Below are 22,284 nucleotides of genomic sequence, written 5' to 3'. Positions count from 1 at the left end.
TGGGGTAAATACGGGGACGAATCATTGAGTGGACGGACACTAATAAGGGTCCGTCCTCAGTAATATTTTAAATAATATTACTAAAAAATTATGATTGCAGTAAAAAATTAGGAACGGCTAGGAGGATTTATGAAAAGAAATAGCAATAAGGTAAAAGTTACTTTAGGAAAAACTTCAATAGCAAGCAAAATAACATTAACATTGTTTGTGTTATGTTTTTTAGCTCTCCTTGCAACAGGTGTCGTAATTGGAATGACAGTCAACGAATATTTTACCAACAGTGAAAAGGATATCCTGAATGAAACGACAAAAAGCGTAAGCAATGAGGCAAACGCATTTTTCGAACGTTATATTGCAATAGTTGAACAAATGGCACAGGATAAGAATCTGCAGAACTTTATGATCAATGCAGAAGGACGTGAGACTCTTCTTGAAACAGAAGGATTTATGACTGCTGGACAGACAGTAGATGAAACTCAAAAGGCAAATCCTGATGTAATCTTGTCAGCATATATTGCTGAAGATGATTTTTATCTTGTATCACCAACAGTTTATTCAAAGGAAGACTATGATGTTTCTTCCAAGGACTATTACAAGGCAGTTACAGAAAACAGAATATACATAACAGATCCTTATCTTGATGCAATAACTGGTGGAATTGTAATAACTATTTCTGCTCCTGTAAAGTCAAACAACGAGGTCATAGGATTGACAGCTGTGGATATTGCCATTGACAAGCTGACTGCTATGGTAGGAAACTATAAGCTGGGGGAAACAGGAAATTTTACATTGCTTACTGAAAATAACATCATTGCAGGACACAAGGATGAAAACAGCCTTCTTAAATCAATAAATGACATAGACATAAGTGAAAATATGATCCAGTCTGTAAACAGCCGTACAGGAGAAGTCACAGAATTTACATACAACGGTGAAACATATATTGGAAACAGCGTTGAAATTGGAAATACCGGATGGCAGATACTTTCATCGCTGCCAAAGGATGAATTCACATCTCATACACAAAAGATTATTATGTCAATCGTAATTATATTTGCTGTCATGATTATTGCGCTCCTGGCTGTGATGACGGTTATGATTAAAAAGATGACAAAACCAATCAAGAAAATTACTGATATTACTGATAAGCTTGCCGCCGGTGAACTTGATGCAGAAATAAACATAAAAAGCAACGATGAAATAGGTGAATTGGCCCAGTCAATAGGGAGTCTTACAGCACGTCTCAAATCTTATATAGCATACATTGCTGAAAGTGAATATGTGCTGAATGAAATGGCTAGAGGGAACTTAAATGTTGAGCTTAAAAATGATTATGACGGTGAGTTTGCAAAATTAAAAGTATCTTTACTTTCACTTTCAGATATTCTTAAGGAAACTATAGGCAAAATCAAGGAATCCTCTGAATCAATAAACATGAATGCGGAACAAGTGTCAAGCGGAGCACAGGTACTGGCTCAAGGAACAACTGAGCAGGCAAGCGCCATAGAAGAACTGTCGGCAGAAATAAATGAAATATATCACACCATAGTCAACAATGCTGAGCATGCTGTAAGTGCAGGAAACAAGGCCAAGGAAACAGCCAGTGAAGTAGAGAAAGGAAACGTGCAGATGAGTGAAATGCTTTCTGCAATGGATGAAATCAGCAAGACTTCAAGAGAAATAAATAAAATAATAAAAGTAATAGATGACATAGCATTCCAGACAAACATACTTGCTTTGAATGCTGCTGTAGAAGCAGCAAGGGCAGGTTCCGCAGGAAAGGGTTTTGCAGTTGTTGCAGATGAAGTAAGAAACCTTGCGGGAAAATCTGCTGAAGCTGCAAAGCAGACAACAGCATTGATTGAAAATTCCATAAATGCAATCAACAAGGGCACAGCTCTTGCTGATGAGGCAGGAAAATCATTGTCCGGAATAGTAAATAAAACAAATGAGACCAACGAGCTTATTGCTGAAATTGCAAGTGCATCTTCGCATCAGACTGTTTCCGTAAATCAAATAAAGAGCGGAATAGAACAAATTTCATCAGTTGTTCAGGAAAATGCAGCATCTGCAGAAGCCAGTGCTGCAAACAGCGAGGAACTGTCTGGCCAGTCACACATATTAAACGAACTGGTAAGCAAATTCAATCTGTAAAAAAATTAGGGGACGGACCCTAGAGTTTAATTTTTCAACTCAAGGGTCCGTCCCCAATATTAATTTTCATATAATGTTAAATTTATGAAAAAAATGCCGATATATTAAATGGACTGTATATGATTATAAATTAATATGGGGGATCTTGTGAAAAAAATTAAATTTAACTTTAACATTAAGGAAAAACTAAAAGTAAAAGACTTATTAGGCAAAAATAATAATATTAAAAATCTTATCAACAACATTAAGAAAATCTTCAGCAATACTTACAAAAGTATCAGCAGTAACAAAGTGTTAAAAAAAATCATTGAATTCATAAGAAAAAAAGTCGGAGATTTGGCCTTTACAATCACAAACAAAACCAGCATAAAGTCAAAAATATTCTTAAGCTTTATTTCACTAATACTTGCAGTGGTAATTATATTAGGGGGAATTTCTGCTTATCAAAGCTACAAAATCACATTTGATACTCTTGAACGTACAATGGATAACGTTGCCCAGGTGTCATCAGAATCAATTGAAAATGAACTTGATATATACAGGGCAGTTGCCAACAACATAGGGCTTAACCAGCAGCTTTCTGATATGACTGTAAACAATCAGCAAAAAGCAAAAATAGTCACGCAAATGACGAAGGCATATGGGCTGCTTGATGCGTATACAACCAATACAAAAGGAAAAGGAGAATCTCCAATCACAAAACAAATATACATGATAGGAGATACTGATTATTTCTTTTCTGCTATGGCAGGAAGTACAGTAATTACTGAACCAAAGATGAATGATAAATTTGACAAGGTTACATTTACTGTATCAGCGCCTCTGTGGGAAGACGGAGTATATGGTTCGAAAATAATTGGTGCTGCAGTCATAGTGCTGGACGGCAAGGTATTGTCAGACATGGTTTCCTCCGTTAAAATCGGCGAAGGTGGATTTGCCTACATACTGGACAAGGACGGATATACAATTGCACATCCTGTTTATGAAAAGGTCGTCGAATCAGAAAACATAATAAAATCCTACGAAGAAAATGGAATCAACAAGCAATTGGCTGAAGTCGAGCAAAAGATGCTGAGCATGAAACTTGACCTTGGTGAATATGAATTAGACGGACAAAAAAATCTGATTGCATATTCTTTTATTAAAGGAAGCGATGGATGGGGACTATTTATAAGCGCTCCTCAATCGGAATATACAGGCTCCACAAATTTAAGTTTACTCATCACTTTGATAATTTCAATATTGTCTCTTATAGTAGCGTATTCAATCGGAAAGAAGGTATCTGACAACATTGCAAATCCAATTATTTTATGTGCTGAAAGGCTTAAGAATCTTGCTGAAGGAGATTTACACACAGAAATTGAAAAAACTACACGTGATGATGAAATCGGAACACTCATAAAATCCCTAGGCTCCACAGTCAAAGGGTTAAATATAATAATAAATGACATTTCATTTCACTTAGGAGCAATTGCGGATGGAGATTTTTCAAACAAAATTGATAGTGAATATAACGGTGATTTCAATTCAATAGTTATTTCATTGGAGCAGATTAACAGCTATTTAAATCGCATGGTAAGACAGGTAAACGAAAGTGCAGAACAGGTTGCATGCGGTTCTGAGCAGCTGGCAGGCGGTGCACAGGCACTGTCCCAGGGAGCAACTGAACAGGCAAGCTCTGTTCAGGAACTTTCTGCAACAATAAGTGAAATAACAGAACAAATAAACGGCAATGCCAGAAATGCAGGCAAAGCAAAGGAAGCATCCCTTGAATCAGCAGCACAAGTTGAAAACAGCAGCAATTATGTGAAGGAAATGAATGATGCAATGTCGGAAATTAACGAGACTTCCAAGGAAATCGGGAAAATAATAAAGGTTATTGACAACATTGCATTCCAAACAAATATTCTTGCTCTCAATGCTTCTGTTGAAGCAGCAAGGGCAGGTTCTGCAGGAAACGGATTTGCAGTTGTTGCAACCGAAGTTAAGAATCTTGCACTCAAGAGTGCAGAAGCAGCAAAAAATACTGAACAGCTAATAGAAAATGCTTTAAGAGCAGTTGCAAAAGGAACTAAAGTAGCAGCCAAGACAAATGAAGCACTTAATATCGCTGTTGAAAAAACTCAAGTTGTTGAAGATATGATAAAAGAAATTACCGAAGCTTCTAAACAACAGTCAGAAGCAGCAACTCAGGTTTTATATGGAGTTGAACAAATTTCATTTATAGTACAAACAAATTCTGCAACAGCGGAAGAAAGTGCAGCTGCAAGTGAAGAACTGTCAAGCCAGGCTCAGATTATGAAAGAACTTGTGGAAAAAATAAAATTAGTTGAAGATTCCAGTGAAGCTATACATGAGACTATCTAAATTATATGATTAATAGTTGAAAAATAAGGGTATAAACCATAAGTATGGAAAAAGACACAATTGTAAATTTTCATGCATAATAAAATATTTGGAGGCTCATATGGCTTTAATGTGGACTAAAAATTTAGAGGTTGGGGTTGATTTAATAGATCAGCAGCATAAAAAGTGGTTTGAGAAAGCTGATCAGCTTTTCGAAGCAGGGAAAAGCGGAAAATCAAAGGAATACATAGTTAAAATGTTTGACTTTCTTGATGAATACACCAGGACCCATTTCAAGGATGAGGAACGCTACATGCAAAGTATTAATTATCCTGAATTAAGCGCTCAAAAGCAAATGCATGAAGGATTCATCAAAAAGCTTAAGGAATTAAGAAGTGAATATGAAAAAGACGGTGTAAATTTAACTGTTATTTTGAATTCAAACCAGTTTATTTTGGACTGGCTCACTAAACACATTTCACAGGCAGACAAAAAAATAGGCGAATTTGCCAAGAATCTAAAATAATATTGACGGGTCATTAGTTTAGTACTTATGATCCGTTTTTATGCGCATACTGATGTACGTAAGCTTCGTATTAAATTTAGAAACAAAAATATTTCTTTATACTTAAAATGTAGACATTGTATCTCTTTTAGTTTCTAATCGTTATAATTTTATATTTATAAAAAAATGGTAAATTTTCGCATCGAAAATCCGATAATATATTTGTATGCATTTTAAGGAGGAGAAAATGAAAGGGATAAAAGGCAAAAATAATGCAACTAAAAGAACCGCTGCAAAGAGTATAAAAACAAAGCTTGTAATTGTTTTGTTTATTGGCAGCACACTGTTGTTAACGTTAACAGGAATTGTGCTGAGCACAACCTTAAACAGCCGGCTCACAGAAAATGAAAAGAAAATATTGAGTGAAACATCCCAGAGTGTAAGTAAGGATGCAGAGTTGTTTTTTGAACGATATGTTACAATTGCAAAGCAAATGGCACAAGATAAAAACATACAGAATTTTTTGATGGATGCAGAACCGGGTGACTACATTCCAAGTGTAGATGGATATGAAGTACTCAGAAATACATTAATAGAAACGCAAAAATCAAACAGCGACGTAATGCTTTCAGCATACATAGCTGAAGCTGAACCGTCATATTATGTGGATGATTTAAGCGGAGTATCAGATGCTTCCTTTGACTTGAAAACAAGAGAGTACTATAAAACCATAACAGATGATGTTACATGCATCACAGAACCTTATGTGGATGCTGCAACAGGAAGCATGGTCATAACTATTACTGCCCCTGTCCATGCGGAAGGTAAAATAGTAGGTTTGACCGGTATTGACATAACTATAGACAAATTGTCGCAGGTTGTAGGAGAGTACAAACTTGGAGAAAATGGATATTTTACTCTTTTGACAGAAGGTGATGTTATAACATCCCATAAGGATACCGACAATATTTTAAAATTGTTCAAGGACATTGGAGTAAGCGAAAACATTTTGAAATCAGCGCAAGATTTAAATGAAGAAGTCATAAAGTACTCATACAAAGATAGTGAATACATGGGAAATACAGTCCTAGTTGGAGATACAGGATGGAAAGTTGTTTCAGCAATTCCAAGAGATGAATTCATGTCAAACACCAGAGATCTTACGAAATTGATAACAATAATATATATTTTGACAATTGTTCTGCTGTCTGCAGCCATGTTTATAATTGTAGGCATAGTTACAAAGCCAATTAAGAAGATTACAGCCATAACAAACAAGCTTGCAGAAGGTGAACTTGATGTGGATTTAGACATAAAAAGCAGCGATGAAATTGGAGAACTTGCTCATTCCATAGGAAGTTTGACGGGTCGTCTTAAATCATATATAACGTATATAGATGAAAGCGTAAATGTGCTCAATGAAATGGCAGAAGGAAAATTAAATGTGGAATTCCAAAATGACTATGAAGGTGAATTTGCTAAGTTAAAATCTGCACTTCTCTCCATGTCAAACACACTAAAAGACACCATAGGAAAAATCAAGGAATCATCTGAATCAATAAATATGAATGCAGAACATGTATCTAGCAGTGCTCAGGTTCTGGCTCAGGGAACAACAGAACAAGCAAGCGCCATCCAAGAGCTTTCAGCAGAAATAAACGAAATTTACCAGACAATAGCAAACAATGCTGAACATGCTGAAAGTGCAGGAAACAAGGCTAAGGAAGCAGCCAGTGAAGTTGAAAGAGGAAATGACCAGATGAATCAAATGCTTTCAGCAATGGATGAAATAAGTAACACTTCAAGAGAAATAAATAAAATAATAAAAGTTATTGATGACATAGCTTTCCAGACAAACATACTTGCATTAAATGCAGCAGTTGAAGCAGCAAGGGCTGGTTCTGCTGGCAAGGGCTTTGCCGTGGTAGCCGATGAAGTGAGAAATCTGGCAGGAAAATCAGCAGAAGCTGCAAAACATACAACAGCATTGATAGAAAATTCAATTAATGCCATAAATAAAGGAACAGCTCTGGCAGGCGAGGCAGGAAAATCATTGTCCGGAATAGTTTCAAAAACCAATGAAACAAATGAACTCATAGCAGAAATAGCAGAGGCTTCATCTCATCAAGCAGTTTCTGTAAACCAGATAAAAAGCGGAATAGAACAAATATCCTCTGTTGTTCAACAAAACGCATCAACAGCAGAAACAAGCGCAGCAAACAGTGAGGAGCTCTCAGGTCAGTCACAGATACTTAATAATCTTGTGAACAAATTCGAAATCTAAATCTAGAGGTTAGCATATTGTTCTATAACATTTTTAAATTTCATTAATTTACATTGCTTAAAAACAAGGGTAAGTTCTAAAAGATCTTCCCTTGTTTTTATTTAGCAATATAAAATATTCATTAGCTATATGTGAAGTGGTAATAAGTTTAATTGTGACATAATATAGTTTGACAAAATATCCTCGCAGCTTTACCTGTTTCTTAACAGTAGGAAGTGTTGCATTTTTTATAAAATTTGCAATAATAAACTTAAAAACATAAAATAAATAAATAATGTGTCGATATAATATTAAGTGCAATATATTCTTGATTTTATATTCTTTATAATTTTATTAATATTAATTAACTTATTACAAATTATTAAATTGATTGTATTTTGGAGGATTAAATGAAAGTAGTAATTCTTGCTGGAGGATTTGGCACAAGAATAAGCGAAGAATCGCATTTGAAACCAAAGCCTATGATTGAGATAGGGGATAAGCCCATATTGTGGCATATTATGAAAATATATTCTCACTATGGATATAATGATTTTATCATATGTTGCGGTTACAAAGGTTATGTAATAAAAGAATACTTTGCAGATTATTATCTTCATTGCTCAGATGTTACATTTGATTTTACAAATGATAATAAGATGATAATTCATAATAACATTGCTGAGCCTTGGAAAGTTACTTTAGTGGATACTGGTCTGTATACTCAAACCGGAGGAAGAGTAAAAAGAATTCAGCAGTATGTTGGTCATGAAAAATTTATGTTAACATATGGAGATGGTGTCAGTGATGTCGATTTAAATGAATTAGTTCAATTTCACAATAAAAGTAATAAAATTGCAACATTGACAGCTATTCAGCCAGGTGGTAAATTCGGGGTATTAGAAATTGATGGAAATCAAAATATTGCAAGATTTGCTGAAAAAGCTAAAGAGGACGGGGGTTGGATTAACGGCGGATTTATGGTATTGGAACCGGAAATATTTGATCTAATAAAAGATGATAGTACAATACTCGAGAGAGAGCCATTAGAAAGGTTAACTCAAAAAGGTGAATTATTAGCATATAAGCATTCAGGTTTTTGGCAGTGTATGGATACACAAAGAGATAAAAATCACCTTGACTCCATATGGGAAAAAAATAGAGCACCTTGGAAGGTATGGTAGATATGAAGATAAGTGTTATTATGCTTACCTACAATAGAGAAAATTTTATATCAGAAGCAATAGAATCCATCTTGAATCAAACAGAAAGTGACTATGAATTTATAATAGTGAACAACGGTTCCACTGATAAAAGTGGCGAAATTGCAGAAATGTATGCAAAATTAGACTATAGAATTAAAGTAATTCATATTCCAAAAAGTAGCATAGGAAAAGGAAGAAATATAGGATTGAGTTTAGCTAAAGGTGATTTTATAACTTTTGTAGATGATGATGATATAGCAGAGTCGGACATGCTGGAATTTTTATATAATCTTGCAGTTGAAAATAATGCGGATATATCAATCTGTGGTTCGACTAAAAAAGTTGAAGGTAAAATTTTTCCTAACTGCCTATTTGATGAATATTTGGAGTTGACTCCACCGGAGGCTGTCATTGAATTGCTTAAGAGAAAAAAAATCAATGCTGCAATGCCAACTAAAATGATTAAAAGGCATTTATTTGATATCATTAGGTTTAATGAGACGGGCAAGTATGATGATATAAGCGTTACTTATAAGTATATAGCGAATGCACGTAAAGTTGTTGTTAATGGATTGCCTAAATATTGTTTCACAAGACATGAAAAAAACAATTCATCCTTCACAACTAATGATATGTTGTTGACTCCAGAACAGCTGGATGAATATTTCAGTGCTTTTAGGGAAAGAACAATATATTTGTCTAAAATTCTTCCGGACATATCTGAATACGCACAGTACAGTGAATGGTCATATATGATATCAATGTGCAACAAGATTAAAAAAAATAACCTTACAAACTGTTCAAAGCAATTGGAGCATGTAAAAAAAGTGTTAACAAAACATTATGATGAATTTTATTATGGGAAATATATTGAAGAATTTGAAAAAGAATTTATGAATTTATATATTAGGGTATAAAAATGAACAATGAAGACATGCTAAAAAGTTTTTACTATAACAATTTTAGTAAAAATGTATGTAGAAAAAACGGAAAACTGAAAATTTTTAGAAATTCTGTTTTGGATATTCATAAATCTGCAAAAATTAATCTGAATGAAGATTTCTATATAAATTCGGACACTTTTAAAAAATCGAAAGCCGAGTGTTATATCAAGTTACAGGAAAATGCCATGCTTAATATAGACGGACGCTTTAAATTGTTTTATGGGTCAACTATACAGGTATTCAAAAATGCAACATTGACTTTAGGAAGAGGATATTTAAATTCCAATTCGGTAATTGCATGCTGCAATAAAATAATAATAGGTGATGGCGCTACAATTGCACGTAATGTATATATATATGACGGTGATCATCATTCTATTTTAGATGATGACGAAAATATATTAAATAAATCCGTGCCCATAAATATAGGTAAGCATGTTTGGATTGGAGTGGGGGCAATTATTTTGAAGGGCGTAAACATAGGAAACGGATCAATAATAGGCGCAGGAGCTGTAGTAAACAAAGATATTCCTGCTAACTGTATAGCTGTAGGTAATCCTGCGAAAGTAATAAAAGAAAAAATTAGGTGGAAATAATATGGTATTAATTGAAAAAAGTGTACAGTGTGTAGTTATGCAAATTATGCTTTAATAATTACATAGATAAATGCTTTATAGAGAAATTTTTTAGATTGTTCAGTTTATTATTAAAAAGTATACTAATTATTTAGATTTATTAAGCACGCTATACCTTAAACAAACAAAAATTGAAATAGTCTAGGTGTCGTCTGCAATTGCAGAGTGGTCACTAAGTAAACATTTAAGAATTATTAAAAGGAGGAATACTCATATGATACATAAAACATTTTCTGGTAGACAAAATATAAATGCACATACTCTCTCACAGTTTCAATATGATTTTAATCGTAGCCTTTGGGGTTCTGGGTATGAGGAGTGTCAAGTTGAATCTATTGCTCAAATATATAATGCACTGGGTGATAAGCAATCGCAGGATTTGTTTAATGCACGTCTGTCGTTTTCATTGACAAAGGATTTTTCTGTCATGAACAACTATTTTAATCAATATCTATTATCTTATGAAGATAACATGAAGAAGTTGTTGCCCAAGTATGTAAACAATCCCAATGTTAATCTTTATATATTTGGTGCAGGAGTGGTTTTTTGGTATGTACGACAATGCTTACCTTCAATACAGTGGAAAGGAATTATCGACAATAATTTTGGAAGTAGTGGTGATATTTTATGCGGTCTACCCATAATGCGCTTTGATGAATTTATTGCTCAAAACTATACAGACAATACCTATATTGGCATTGCTGTAAGCAATAATGAGGCACGAAAAGCAATCAAGAAACAGATACAGGAGAGCGGATTAGATTTTGATGAACATTGCTTTGATTTAAATCCTATTTTGTCAGAGGTGAACGCTATATGTGAAAAGCAGTATTTTGACTTTCCGGGATTAATACCAACATCAAATGAAATCTTTGTAGATTGCGGTGTTTTCGACGGAGCCTCTTCAAAAGCTTTTATTGAATGGTGTAATGGAAATTATAAACATGTTTATGCATTCGAGCCTGACTCACGCCAATATTCACACATTCGTAAAACTTTAAATGGATCGAAAAATTTTACTTTGTTTGATTTTGGATGCTGGGATAAATCAGATACAATTACGTTCTTTAATAATATACCTTCCCAATTGTCACTAGCAAATGATAAACAAAATGCGGGAACAACATCTATCAAGGTTGGTCGTATGGATGATTTTATTGGTGATGAAAAAGTTACATTTATTAAAATGGACATTGAGGGTGCTGAATACCAAGCACTATCTGGTGCAGAGCAGATAATCATAAAGAATAAGCCAAGATTAGCAATTTGCGTCTATCATAGGCCAGAGGATATTATAAAAATTCCTGAACTGATTCTCAGTTTCAGGGATGATTATAAATTCTATTTGAGGCATCCATTCTATTCATCTAGCCAAACTGTGCTTTTTGCAATTTAATTACTATTAAGTGAGGTAATAATATATGAATAACGAAATTTTACATATTGCCAATACAGCATTACCTGTTACATTGAGGTGCAATTTAAAATGTAAGCATTGCCTTGAATTCAGCCCATATTATGGAGCAGTAGAGGATTATAATTTAACAGAATTATGTAATTCTATTGATATTTTTTTTAAACTTATTGATAGAGTAGATAATTTTACTATAGCTGGGGGCGAAGCATTACTACACAAAGATTTGAATGCAGTAATTCAAAAAGTTGGGGAGCATGCTGAACAAATTGGAAAGATTATTTTTACTACAAATGGAACACTGCTAATGACAGATGAACTGATATCTCTCCTCAAGCAGATGCCAAAAATAGAAGTTAATATCAGTGATTATGGTCCAGCCCTATCTAAAATGTCACAGGATTTGCAAAAAGATTTAAGTGAAGCTGAAATTCCTTTTCGCGTTTTTAAATATTATGGGAATAATATGCATTATGGTGGCTGGATAGATTTTACTGATCATAGAATAAAACATAGAACTGAAGACGAATTACTAGATCTTGGAGTCAGGTGCGGAAATCGAAAAGGTGGAAATTTCATTATAATGCCTGGTGAGCTTTATGTTTGTTTTCGTGTCATAAGAAGAATATCCTTAGGGATTATTCCCAAGAGTGAAGATTCTTGTATTGATCTTTATTCAGCCAAAGGTATAGAAGATAAACGAACTCAAGTGCGTGAAATTTTAAAGGCTCCTTATACACCTGCTTGTGCTTATTGTGTAGGCAAATTAAGTGAAGTAGAACATTGCAAACCTGCAATCCAACTGGCAGATGATGAGAACCTCTTTGAAGTTGAGTTATTATAGGGTACAAGCTTATAAAGAATAAAAGGAGGCCAAATATCATGGTTATTATTTTTATGGCAGCTTACAATGCTGAAAATACAATACGGCGAGCAATTGATAGCATACTTATGCAAACTTATGATGATTATGTTTTTTATATGCTTGACAATGCATCTGAAGATGGTACAGCATCCATCTTGGAAGAATATGCAAAACAAGATAACCGTTTATATGTACTAACTAATATTATAAACCGTAAGGGTTGGAATTCGATATCTTTTGTTAAGTTTGCGAAAGAAAGATATAAAAATATAGACTATTATTGTACTCTCGATTCTGACGATGAATATGAACCGGATTTTATTGAAAGAATGCTTGATTTCATGCGTAAAAATAGTTTGGATATTTCTGCCTGTGGAAGCGATTTTTGTAATTCGCACACAAAACAGTCCATGGGACAAAGAAAAGTCAAACAAAATTTACTGTTGAAGGGACAGGGATTTTCCGAGTACTTCACGCAATACCATCAATTTATGAGGACTGTTTGGGGAAAAATTTATTCATTTGACGTTTTATGGAAATGTAATTTTGATAAATGTTTTACTGTTAATTATGGTGCTGATACTCTTTTTGCTATGGAAGCTTTCCACAACGCTGAACGTGTTGGCATACTTGCAGAAACACTACATAAATATTATGTATCTCCCAATTCCGGATCTTATAAATTTGATAACAGGCGTATTGTTTCTGACCATATTCTAGATGACACTGCCCGTACTTTTCTTATTGATAAGTGTGGTTTTATAAGCCCCAAAAACGAAGAATTTTTACTTGCCATATATTTCAACTCAATAAAAGACACTTTAAATGTCCTGCTTAATGCACAAATTGATACCACAGATAAATTAATTGGTCTATATGATATTTTTAGTTGTGAGCATACACAACATTTACTCAGGTGTGGAGGATATGTAGGAGAAATAAAGCAACTCATTGAAATAATAGTATATTGGATACTCAAACAAAATGAATGTCGAAAGTTGGAAGGCGCACAAATAGCTACAAAAATTATTTTTTCAATCAACTTGGAGTTATCGCAATTCATTGCTTCGGAAAGCTTAGAATGTCTGCTACAGAAAATGCCTGAAGCCGTTATTGATTTAATAAAAAAGGACTACAATAGGGTATTGGAACAACTTAAAAATTGGTTTGAAAGGCATGATGCGGATATCACCGTGCTGTCAAAGCTTGAGATTGACTTATACCATGCCCTGAACAAAACAGATGATGAACTTTTTGCCCTCTTGACAGAGATTCGAAAAAGACGTCCGTGTTCTTCAACAGAGTTGAACATAGATGACCTGATTCATGAGATAATTGCAAGACATCCGATTATAGCATACATTAGTGCCGATTTAGCAGTTGCTCTTTCACAGACAATTCTTTGGGTGCTGAAGGAAAACTTCTCTCGCGCATTGAACGAGTTTATTGAAGTTTCGCAGGAATTGGAAGTTGCGGACAATGATGCAGAATCTTATATATTATTGGGACAAAATCTTTCAGCCGCCTCAGATAATGCAAAAGCATATATTTATTTCAAAAAAATATGGATTTCGTACTTACTTGACTGCTTTCGCAATGAAGAAGCCTTAAAGGAGATTGCTGAATTTGGGCAGCTTTTACAGAATGATGAGGATTTTTTCGAATTGCGTAAAAGGCTGGGGAAAAAATGCTTGGAGGTAGAACATGAATAAGAATTTTTTACTTTACGGGCATGGAGGTTCATATAATCATGGTGCAGAGGCTATTATAAAAAGCACGATAAATTTGATAAAAAGTAACTATTCCAATAGCTATATAATTCTTTCAACTCATTTCAAACAACAGGATATTGAATTCGGAGTTGATGTAAATGAATATTGTGAACGAGATATGTACTATGTTGAACTTGATAAATCTTCTTCTGAAAAAGGAAAATATGATAAGCTCATATATAAATCAACAATTGATAAAATAGATAAAGATACCGTATGCTTGTCGGTGGGCGGTGACAATTATTGCTATGACAATTGGAGAAAATGGAAGGCAATTCATGAAAGGGCAATTGAGGTAGGCGCAAAAAGTGTTTTATGGAGTTGCTCAATAGAACCGTCTATGTTGTGTGATGAAATGGTTGACACCTTGAAATCACATAGTTTTATAACAGCAAGAGAAAGCATTACTTATAATTCATTGCTTGAAAAAGGATTAAAAAATGTAGAGTTGTGTTCTGATGTTGCGTTTTTATTGGAGAAAAAGAAAGTTGAACTTCCGAATAATTTTATTGTTGGAAATACTTTAGGAATAAATTTGAGTCCTTTGATTATTCGTAGAGAGGAGAGAAAAGGAATCATTGTCCAGAATATATTAAATGTCATTGATTATGTGATAAATAATACGGATATGAATATCGCTCTTATACCTCATGTTGTAATGTCAATGGATAATGATTATGAATTGCTGAATGAATTATATAAATTAATTGAAAAAAGAGATAGAGTATGCTTAATTTCGGATAAGCTTTGTGCGTCTGAATACAAATATATAATATCAAATTGTAGGTTAGGGATTTTTTCGAGAACCCACGCAACAATTGCAGGATATTCATCCTGTGTACCTGTTTTGGCACTAGGGTATTCGGTTAAGGCGGAAGGAATTGCTCTTGATTTGGGGTGTGAAGATTATGTTGTTCCTCTTGACGAATTTATAGAAGAAAGAACTTTAGAAAAAAAGTTGATAAAATTAGTTTTTAATGAAAATGACATTAGAAACATGCTTCAAAAAAAATATGAATTATGCAGAAATAATGCAAATAAAACTATTTCACTTCTTAATTAGTATAAGAGAAAGAAATTTAAATTATAAAATAAATAAACGATAAACTGATATTGATTAAATGGTGAATATTTTATATGGCATTAATTAAGCATGTTTCTATGGTAAAAAGAAGATTATTTAATCAGAGTTATTTAAATATAACATTTAATAATTGTATGTAAGAAAGGAAGAGAAATGTATATATCTCAATGCATAATAGCAAAAAACGAAGAAGATAATATAGAACACTGCCTAAGTCATCTAAAATCAGTGGTTGACGAGCAAATAGTTATAGACACTGGTTCCACGGATAGAACAGTCGAAATAGCAGAAAGCATAGGAGCTAAAGTGTTTCATTTCGACTGGGTAGATGATTTTAGTGCTGCAAGAAACTTTGCATTAGACAAGGCTAAGGGAGATTGGATAATATTCCTTGATTGCGATGAGTATTTCTCAGAGAATTCTGTTGCATCTATTAAAGATAGTATAAAGAAATTAGGAGAAAATAAACAAGTTGATGGAATTACTTGTGAATTAATCAATATTGATTTAAATAATAATATAATAGCTACAGCGAAAAATATTAGTCCTAGATTATTTAAGAGAAAAGACTATTTAAAATATAATAAGAGAGTACATGAGATTTTGTGTAATACAAGAATTTCTAATTCAAATCTGGTCTTAGCTGATGCAAGTGATTTATTGAAAATATATCATACAGGGTATGCTGCTGAAGAGATTAATAAAAAAAATAAGAATGAACGTAATATCAATTTATTAAAAAAGGAACTTGAAAAAAACCCACAGGATGCAAAGTTGAACCTTTATCTGAGCAAACAGCTTAGCATTGAAAAAAAGTATGAAGAAGCTCTCGATTATTGTTTAAAGTCATTACAATATATTGATAAAACAACTATTTTTGATTATTATTGCATTATATACAACACCATTATGATGAATATGATCAAATTGTCAAAGTCTTATAATGATTTGAAAAGTATCTTTGTTGAGGCGGTTAAATACTTTTCCGATTATCCAGATTTTTATATGCATATGGGTACTATATCATTTAGGGACAATAGAATAAAAGAATCAATAGATTATTTCGAAAAGTGTATTTATTATTGTGAAAACTTCAATAAGGATATTGAATGCTTTGCATTGGGGAAAATAGAAAAAATCTTCAATGACCTTTTAAAACTCTATTTAATGGATAATGATAAAACAAAAGCGGTAAAAATAGCTGTTTCTATGTTAAATGCGGATAAATACAATTTTGAAGTTTTAACAATATTAATAAGTATTTTTTCAACTCAAGAAAAAGAAGAATCTATTGCTTTATTTCTAAATAAAATATATGATTATAATCTTTTGAAAGATAAAATATACTTATTAAAAGCAAGTTCAATTATTAAAAATGAAAAATTAACAGACTACTATAAGAGACTTTTAAATGACGAAGAATTGAAAGTGGTTAAAGATTCGCAGTTGCTTATTTGATATGAGAAACTGAAGTGCAAATTAAATATTATTAATACCTGCTAGAAAAGAAAAAAATATTTAATAAAAAGCTAAACTTATTTCCAGTTGTTTCGATATACATTATGTAAAGATAATTTATTTTCAACACAGGGCCCATGTTGAAAATAAATATCAACAAATAATAGGGAAGGATCCCAAGTTAAATTACATGGAGGTAATTAAATGAGAATTCAACACAACATTAACGCTTTAAACTCTTTAAGACAATTAGGATCAAACAATTCAGCAACAGGCAAGAACCTTGAGAAATTATCATCAGGTTACAGAATCAACAGAGCAGGCGACGATGCTGCAGGATTGGCTATATCAGAAAAAATGAGAGGCCAGATTAACGGTCTTGAAATGGCTTCTAAGAATGCAGAAGACGGAATTTCAATGATTCAAACTGCTGAAGGTGCATTGAATGAAACTCACTCAATTCTTCAGAGAATGAGAGAACTGGCTGTACAGTCAGCATCAGACACAAATACGGATGATGACAGAGCAGAAATCCAGAAGGAAAATGCGGCTCTTATTGAAGAAATTGACAGAATTGCTACAACCACTCAGTTCAATACACAAAACCTGCTTGACCAAACTGGAGGAACTACTGGTGCCTTCACACTTCAGATAGGCGCTAACACTGGACAAAGCATAACTGTAACATTTGCAGATATGCAGGCAACAGCTTTAAGTGTTGACGGTGTCGATTTAGGAGTTGATGCTGCAACTTCAGACACGGCAATATCAACAATTGATGCAGCTATTAAACTGGTTTCTGATGAGCGTGCAAACATGGGTGCTGTTCAGAACAGACTTGAACACACTATCAACAACTTGGGAACAACTTCAGAAAACTTAACAGCTGCTGAATCTCGTATAAGAGACGTTGACATGGCAAAAGAAATGATGGAATTCACTAAGAACAACATCCTTTCTCAGGCTGCTCAGGCAATGCTTGCTCAAGCTAACCAACAGCCACAAGGCGTATTACAGTTATTACAGTAATATTAAATTAATACAAAAAATTAGGGTGCAGTTTACTGCACCCTGTTTTTTTTGTATCGGTTTAAAATTATAAAAAAAGTTTACTAATGGTAAATTATTTGTAAACTTTTGTCAAATTATGCCGATAGAACTAAATGGAGATAATAATCACAGGAGGTGAAAAAAATTAATAATGATGAAATTTCCAAATTCAAACCATTTGTTAAGCATTATGTTATTGGGGCAGCCTTCTGCACTGTAATAATGATTCTTGCAACACTTGATTTGTTTTCTCCGGGAGAGGATATTACATTACGAGATAAGCTTTTGCTTGTATTCAATTTTGTCTTTATAATATTGGAGATAGGATTTTATTTCATTATAAGGAAAGGAACAATATATTTTAAAAATTATAATGGTAGATTGAACAAAGACATAAATACTGAAGCTATGGATGTGGTATTTAATGTAAGAAATAAATTCATGTTCATAAAAGATGCAGAAGAGCGGATAAACAATAATATTGAAAAGAAGTATGCACTTATCCATTATGATATTAAAAAGTTCACCATCATCAACAACAGTGTTGGCTACAAGGTTGGTGATGATATTCTTAAGAAAATATGCAAAATATTTTCTAAGGAACTTAAAGGTGAAGTTTTTGGAAAAGCTGAGGGAGATAAGTTTTTTGTATTGTTTGAATATGAAGAACAAAATGAGCTCATTGAAAGAATGTTTAATATATCTGATAAAATTGAATATTTAAGCATTTGGAAAAAAATAAATATAAAACCTGCAGTCAACATGGGGATTTATTTTATTGATAATGATAAGCTTGCACTTAGAGTTGCTATCGACAGAGCTGAATTTGCAAAAAGTCATTTGAAGAACGGTTATAACAGTGAATATGCTATTTACAATGATAGTATCGGCAACAGTCTCATTGAAGCACGTAGAATTGAAGATGACATGCACAAGGCATTGGACAATAATGAGTTTAAGGTGTTTTTTCAGCCAAAAGTCAGCGTGAAAAACGGGAATTTATCAGGAGCAGAAGCGCTTGTCAGATGGAATCATCCGGAGCTTGGGCTTTTATATCCTGACAAATTTATACCCATTTTTGAGAAAAACGGTTTCATTATTAAAATGGATAAGTATGTTTTTGAACAGGTATGTGTCAACATGAGAAAATGGATTGACAGCGGATATGATGTTGTTCCTGTTTCTGTGAACGTTTCAAGGATTCATTTTTTAAACACCGATTTTGTTGAAGAGTACAACAAGATCAAGGAAAAATACAGCATACCAAACAACCTTATTGAAATTGAAATAACAGAATCAGTGGTTTTTAACAATGACAATGAAGAAAGTATTTTTGCAGTGATGAAGAACTTCAAAAATGAAGGATTTGAAATATCCATGGATGATTTCGGATCGGGCTATTCAAGTCTTGGCCTCTTAAAGGAGATGCCTATAGACACCTTGAAATTGGACAAAATATTTTTAAATCATATTGAAGAAAACAGTTCACAGATAATAATGGACCATATTGTAGATATTGCAAAAAAACTCAGTCTTAAAGTTGTTTCTGAAGGTGTTGAAACAGATTTGCAGGTAGATTTTTTAAAGAAAACAGGATGCGATATGGCACAGGGTTTTATTTTTTCAAAGCCAAAGCCTATAGAAGATTATGAAAAACTCATCAGCAGCGGAAGAACAAACTATTTTAATTTAACATAATTTTAAAAAGGAAGGTAAATCATGGCATACAGCTGGGACAAATCATTAGAAACAGGAAATCCGTCAATTGACTCACAGCATAAATCATTGATAAATGCAATCAATGAACTTCTAGATGCTTGCAGCCAGGGAAAAGGAAGAAATGAAGTATCAAAGACGCTTAATTTTTTGCAGGATTATGTTATAAAACATTTTGCTGATGAAGAAATGCTACAGCTAAAATCATCTTATCCTGATTACAAAGTTCACAAGGAAAAGCATGAAGCATTTAAAGTTACAGTAAAAAACATAGCCGACGAATTCAAGGAAAATGGAGCAACCATTCAGCTGGTTGCAAAAGTGAACTCTTCTGTGGGAGGGTGGCTTATAAACCATATTAAATCAGAAGACAAGAAAGTTGCAGCACACATAATGTATAAATAATAAAATAAAAATTGACTTACAGGGGGTTAGCATGAACAGCATTAAACGGAAAATGTTTTTAAACATTACGGTAATAATATTGGTGGTAGTTATAGCAATAGGGGGAGTTTCTTCATACCTTACTTACAATGTAACATTTGACACTCTTGAAGAAACAATGCAGGAAATTGCAGCATCATCTGCAGATGTTGTTACAATGAGACTTGAAGGTTATAAAACAATAGCAGCAGAAGTAGGATTGCTTTCTCAGCTCACAAGTGAAGACATAACTCAGGAAGAAAAAAGCAAGATTTTCAATGAAAGAATAACAATGCATGGTCTAAAAGACATAAACGTTGCTGATAAGGATGGATTTGTAGCATCATCATCAGGAACAGAAATTGTAAAGCACATGGATTATTACACTGCTTCAATGAATGGAGAAGTGTTTGTTACTGATGCTCAGTTTGATTCGGCAACATTTGAAATGTACTATATTGTATCAGCCCCTCTTTGGAAAGACGGTGTTTACGGCTCAACAGCAGAAGGAGTTGTCATAGTAAAAATAGATGGAAAAACTCTGACTGATATTGCTTCCCAGGTTGTTATTGGAGAGGATGGTTTTGCATCTATTATTGACAAGGAAGGATACATTATTGGACATCCTGAATATAGCAAGGTTTTAAATCTGGAAAATGTGATTTTAAATAACCAGACTGACGGAAGCAATGTTGAAATGGCTTCACTTGAGCAAAAAATGCTAAATGGTGAAACAAGCTTTGGAACATATAAAAATGAAGGAAAAAATAATATGTTGTCCTATTCACCAATTGAAGGAACAGACGGATGGGCAATGCTCATTGATGTTCCCCAGGGCGAATATATGAAAAGCACAAATTTCAGCATTATTGCAACAGCTATTCTTGGGTTATTGTCTATATTGATTGCAGCATTCTTAGGATTTAAAATGTCAAACAAAATTGCAGATCCTATAATTGCGTGTGCAGAAAGGTTGAAGCTTTTGTCTGAAGGTGATTTGCACAGTGAGGTCCCAAAAACAAAAAGCAAGGATGAAACAGCAGTTCTTTTAAATTCCTTGGAAAAGACAATAGTTGAACTTAATGCAATCATACAGGATATCTCCCATCATCTTGGGGCAATTGTAAGCGGAGATCTGACTCAATTTGTGGACAAAGAATATTTAGGAGATTTTGAACCTATAAAAGATTCTGTTGTACAGATCATTAAATCATTGAATTACATATTTAAGAACATAAACATAAGCGCAGAACAAGTGGCCAGTGGATCTGAAGAAGTTGCGGAAGGTTCTCAGGTTCTTACCCAGGGAGCAACTGAACAGGCAAGCTCTATAGAAGAACTTGCAGCAACAATAAATGAAATCACTGAACAGATTATATCAAATGCAAAAAGTGCTCAGCAGGCGAAAATAATATCTGAAGAAACTGCTTCAGATGTGAACAACGGAACAAAATATATGGAACTCATGATTGAAGCAATGGATGAAATCAACAGTTCGTCTGTTCAAATAGGAAAAATAATAAAAGCAATTGAAGACATTGCTTTCCAGACAAACATTCTTGCACTGAATGCTGCAGTTGAAGCTGCAAGAGCAGGCTCTGCGGGCAAGGGATTTGCAGTTGTAGCTGATGAAGTAAGAAATCTTGCATCAAAAAGTGCGGAAGCAGCTAAAAATACAACTCAGCTCATTGAAAATTCTCTGAATGCTATTTCAAAGGGAGCAAAAATAGCTGACGAAACTGTTGAGTCATTTAAAATGATTGTAGATAAAACAAATGAAACAGTTTCAATAGTGGAAAGTATTGCAGAAGCTTCTCAGCAGCAGGCTTTAGGTGCAACTCAAATAAATTCAGGCATAGAACAAATTTCATCTGTTGTGCAGACAAACTCTGCAACAGCTGAAGAAAGTGCAGCAGCAAGTGAAGAACTGAGCAGTCAGGCAGCAGTGCTCAAGGGTCTTATTGAGAATATAAAATTAAGAAGTCTACATAAAGATTCTCACAATATTGATGTTGCTGAAGAGAATGATGATATTGATATTGATCATGACATTGATGAGCTTAGCAGTGCAGAGACAGATTGCTAACTTAGAAATTGTAATTCAGCGGGCGGACACGAGGTCCGCCCCTACGTAATGTAAATTTGTCGGTAATGGGTGAACATATATATTGTAAGAAATGTAAATTTATAAGTAGTAGATGGGCAGCAATGCTCATTTTTTAGTGTAAAATTATTTTGCAATAAAATATAAGGTATTATATAATTAATCAAATAAAGTTGTTTATGAACATATTATTAATGTTAAATTAAGAATTTAAAGCTATTATAAAGGTATAAATCATCGCAGGAGGAATAAATTTGAGAATCTTAATTGTGGAAGATGAAGTTAAAATAACACAGGCGCTTAATTATTTGTTCTCGAAACAAAAAATAGATGTTGATATAGCCAA

At 33.5% G+C, this 22,284-nt stretch carries 16 protein-coding genes; all 16 read left to right on the top strand.

Going from position 1 to position 22,284, the window contains the following annotated elements:
• Positions 1 to 129: 129 nt before the first annotated feature.
• The 16 genes from BN358_RS16815 to BN358_RS16740 all read left to right on the top strand — a co-directional run bounded on the left by BN358_RS16815 (position 130) and on the right by BN358_RS16740 (position 21,920).
• Positions 130 to 2,154, top strand: a complete 2,025-nt coding sequence (locus tag BN358_RS16815) for a methyl-accepting chemotaxis protein (RefSeq protein ID WP_019229697.1) — start codon at positions 130 to 132, stop codon at positions 2,152 to 2,154.
• A gap of 147 nt (positions 2,155 to 2,301) precedes the next feature.
• The gene (locus tag BN358_RS16810; RefSeq protein ID WP_019229696.1) at positions 2,302 to 4,521 is read left to right on the top strand and encodes a methyl-accepting chemotaxis protein; all 2,220 of its coding nucleotides are present in this window, start codon (positions 2,302 to 2,304) and stop codon (positions 4,519 to 4,521) included.
• Between the two features lie 100 nt (positions 4,522 to 4,621).
• On the top strand, positions 4,622 to 5,026 hold the full coding sequence (locus BN358_RS16805; protein WP_019229695.1) for a bacteriohemerythrin: 405 nt from the start codon (positions 4,622 to 4,624) through the stop codon (positions 5,024 to 5,026).
• A 226-nt stretch (positions 5,027 to 5,252) separates the two neighbouring features.
• Positions 5,253 to 7,289 (top strand): methyl-accepting chemotaxis protein, encoded by a 2,037-nt coding sequence (locus tag BN358_RS16800; protein ID WP_019229694.1) that lies wholly within the window; start codon positions 5,253 to 5,255, stop codon positions 7,287 to 7,289.
• Between the two features lie 389 nt (positions 7,290 to 7,678).
• Positions 7,679 to 8,452 carry a glucose-1-phosphate cytidylyltransferase gene (rfbF, locus tag BN358_RS16795; RefSeq protein WP_019229693.1) on the top strand — a complete coding sequence of 258 codons (774 nt, stop codon included), beginning with the start codon at positions 7,679 to 7,681 and terminating at the stop codon, positions 8,450 to 8,452.
• Between the two features lie 20 nt (positions 8,453 to 8,472).
• Positions 8,473 to 9,390: a glycosyltransferase family 2 protein gene (locus tag BN358_RS16790; protein WP_232233361.1), complete on the top strand. Its 918-nt coding sequence runs from the start codon at positions 8,473 to 8,475 to the stop codon at positions 9,388 to 9,390.
• Between the two features lie 2 nt (positions 9,391 to 9,392).
• Entirely contained in the window at positions 9,393 to 10,013 is a 621-nt protein-coding gene (locus BN358_RS16785; RefSeq protein ID WP_019229691.1) for a DapH/DapD/GlmU-related protein, read from the top strand.
• A 253-nt stretch (positions 10,014 to 10,266) separates the two neighbouring features.
• On the top strand, positions 10,267 to 11,448 hold the full coding sequence (locus tag BN358_RS22535; RefSeq protein ID WP_019229690.1) for an FkbM family methyltransferase: 1,182 nt from the start codon (positions 10,267 to 10,269) through the stop codon (positions 11,446 to 11,448).
• A 25-nt stretch (positions 11,449 to 11,473) separates the two neighbouring features.
• A complete protein-coding gene (locus tag BN358_RS16775) occupies positions 11,474 to 12,310 on the top strand; it encodes a radical SAM protein (RefSeq protein ID WP_019229689.1) in 837 nt (278 codons plus the stop codon).
• Positions 12,311 to 12,348: 38 nt separating this feature from the next.
• Positions 12,349 to 14,043, top strand: coding sequence for a glycosyltransferase family 2 protein (locus BN358_RS16770; protein WP_019229688.1), 1,695 nt, complete (start codon positions 12,349 to 12,351; stop codon positions 14,041 to 14,043).
• Positions 14,036 to 15,166, top strand: coding sequence for a polysaccharide pyruvyl transferase family protein (locus tag BN358_RS16765; RefSeq protein WP_019229687.1), 1,131 nt, complete (start codon positions 14,036 to 14,038; stop codon positions 15,164 to 15,166). The genes BN358_RS16770 and BN358_RS16765 overlap by 8 nt, the downstream gene beginning before the upstream one ends.
• Positions 15,167 to 15,340: 174 nt before the next feature.
• A complete protein-coding gene (locus BN358_RS22530) occupies positions 15,341 to 16,645 on the top strand; it encodes a glycosyltransferase family 2 protein (protein ID WP_019229686.1) in 1,305 nt (434 codons plus the stop codon).
• A 204-nt stretch (positions 16,646 to 16,849) separates the two neighbouring features.
• Positions 16,850 to 17,674, top strand: a complete 825-nt coding sequence (locus BN358_RS16755) for a flagellin (protein WP_019229685.1) — start codon at positions 16,850 to 16,852, stop codon at positions 17,672 to 17,674.
• A 156-nt stretch (positions 17,675 to 17,830) separates the two neighbouring features.
• On the top strand, positions 17,831 to 19,393 hold the full coding sequence (locus tag BN358_RS16750) for a bifunctional diguanylate cyclase/phosphodiesterase (RefSeq protein WP_019229684.1): 1,563 nt from the start codon (positions 17,831 to 17,833) through the stop codon (positions 19,391 to 19,393).
• 21 nt (positions 19,394 to 19,414) lie between these two features.
• Entirely contained in the window at positions 19,415 to 19,816 is a 402-nt protein-coding gene (locus BN358_RS16745; RefSeq protein ID WP_019229683.1) for a bacteriohemerythrin, read from the top strand.
• A gap of 31 nt (positions 19,817 to 19,847) precedes the next feature.
• Positions 19,848 to 21,920: a methyl-accepting chemotaxis protein gene (locus BN358_RS16740; RefSeq protein WP_019229682.1), complete on the top strand. Its 2,073-nt coding sequence runs from the start codon at positions 19,848 to 19,850 to the stop codon at positions 21,918 to 21,920.
• Positions 21,921 to 22,284 lie beyond the last annotated feature (364 nt).

It is taken from the genome of Sedimentibacter sp. B4 (genome assembly GCF_000309315.1).
In the GTDB taxonomy this organism is placed as follows: Bacteria; Bacillota; Clostridia; order Tissierellales; family Sedimentibacteraceae; genus Sedimentibacter; species Sedimentibacter saalensis.
Note: the sequence above shows the minus strand (reverse complement) of the source record. Positions and strands in the feature narration are given on the sequence as shown.

Excerpts from the sequence above, each read along its gene's own strand:
- BN358_RS16740 (WP_019229682.1), top strand. The coding sequence starts at position 19,848 with ATGAACAGCATTAAACGGAAAATGTTTTTAAACATTACGGTAATAATA.
- BN358_RS16815 (WP_019229697.1), top strand. The coding sequence starts at position 130 with ATGAAAAGAAATAGCAATAAGGTAAAAGTTACTTTAGGAAAAACTTCA.
- BN358_RS16785 (WP_019229691.1), top strand. The coding sequence starts at position 9,393 with ATGAACAATGAAGACATGCTAAAAAGTTTTTACTATAACAATTTTAGT.
- BN358_RS16755 (WP_019229685.1), top strand. The coding sequence starts at position 16,850 with ATGAGAATTCAACACAACATTAACGCTTTAAACTCTTTAAGACAATTA.
- BN358_RS16775 (WP_019229689.1), top strand. The coding sequence starts at position 11,474 with ATGAATAACGAAATTTTACATATTGCCAATACAGCATTACCTGTTACA.
- BN358_RS22535 (WP_019229690.1), top strand. The coding sequence starts at position 10,267 with ATGATACATAAAACATTTTCTGGTAGACAAAATATAAATGCACATACT.
- BN358_RS16805 (WP_019229695.1), top strand. The coding sequence starts at position 4,622 with ATGGCTTTAATGTGGACTAAAAATTTAGAGGTTGGGGTTGATTTAATA.
- BN358_RS16745 (WP_019229683.1), top strand. The coding sequence starts at position 19,415 with ATGGCATACAGCTGGGACAAATCATTAGAAACAGGAAATCCGTCAATT.
- BN358_RS16800 (WP_019229694.1), top strand. The coding sequence starts at position 5,253 with ATGAAAGGGATAAAAGGCAAAAATAATGCAACTAAAAGAACCGCTGCA.
- BN358_RS16790 (WP_232233361.1), top strand. The coding sequence starts at position 8,473 with ATGCTTACCTACAATAGAGAAAATTTTATATCAGAAGCAATAGAATCC.
- BN358_RS22530 (WP_019229686.1), top strand. The coding sequence starts at position 15,341 with ATGTATATATCTCAATGCATAATAGCAAAAAACGAAGAAGATAATATA.
- rfbF (WP_019229693.1), top strand. The coding sequence starts at position 7,679 with ATGAAAGTAGTAATTCTTGCTGGAGGATTTGGCACAAGAATAAGCGAA.
- BN358_RS16765 (WP_019229687.1), top strand. The coding sequence starts at position 14,036 with ATGAATAAGAATTTTTTACTTTACGGGCATGGAGGTTCATATAATCAT.
- BN358_RS16770 (WP_019229688.1), top strand. The coding sequence starts at position 12,349 with ATGGTTATTATTTTTATGGCAGCTTACAATGCTGAAAATACAATACGG.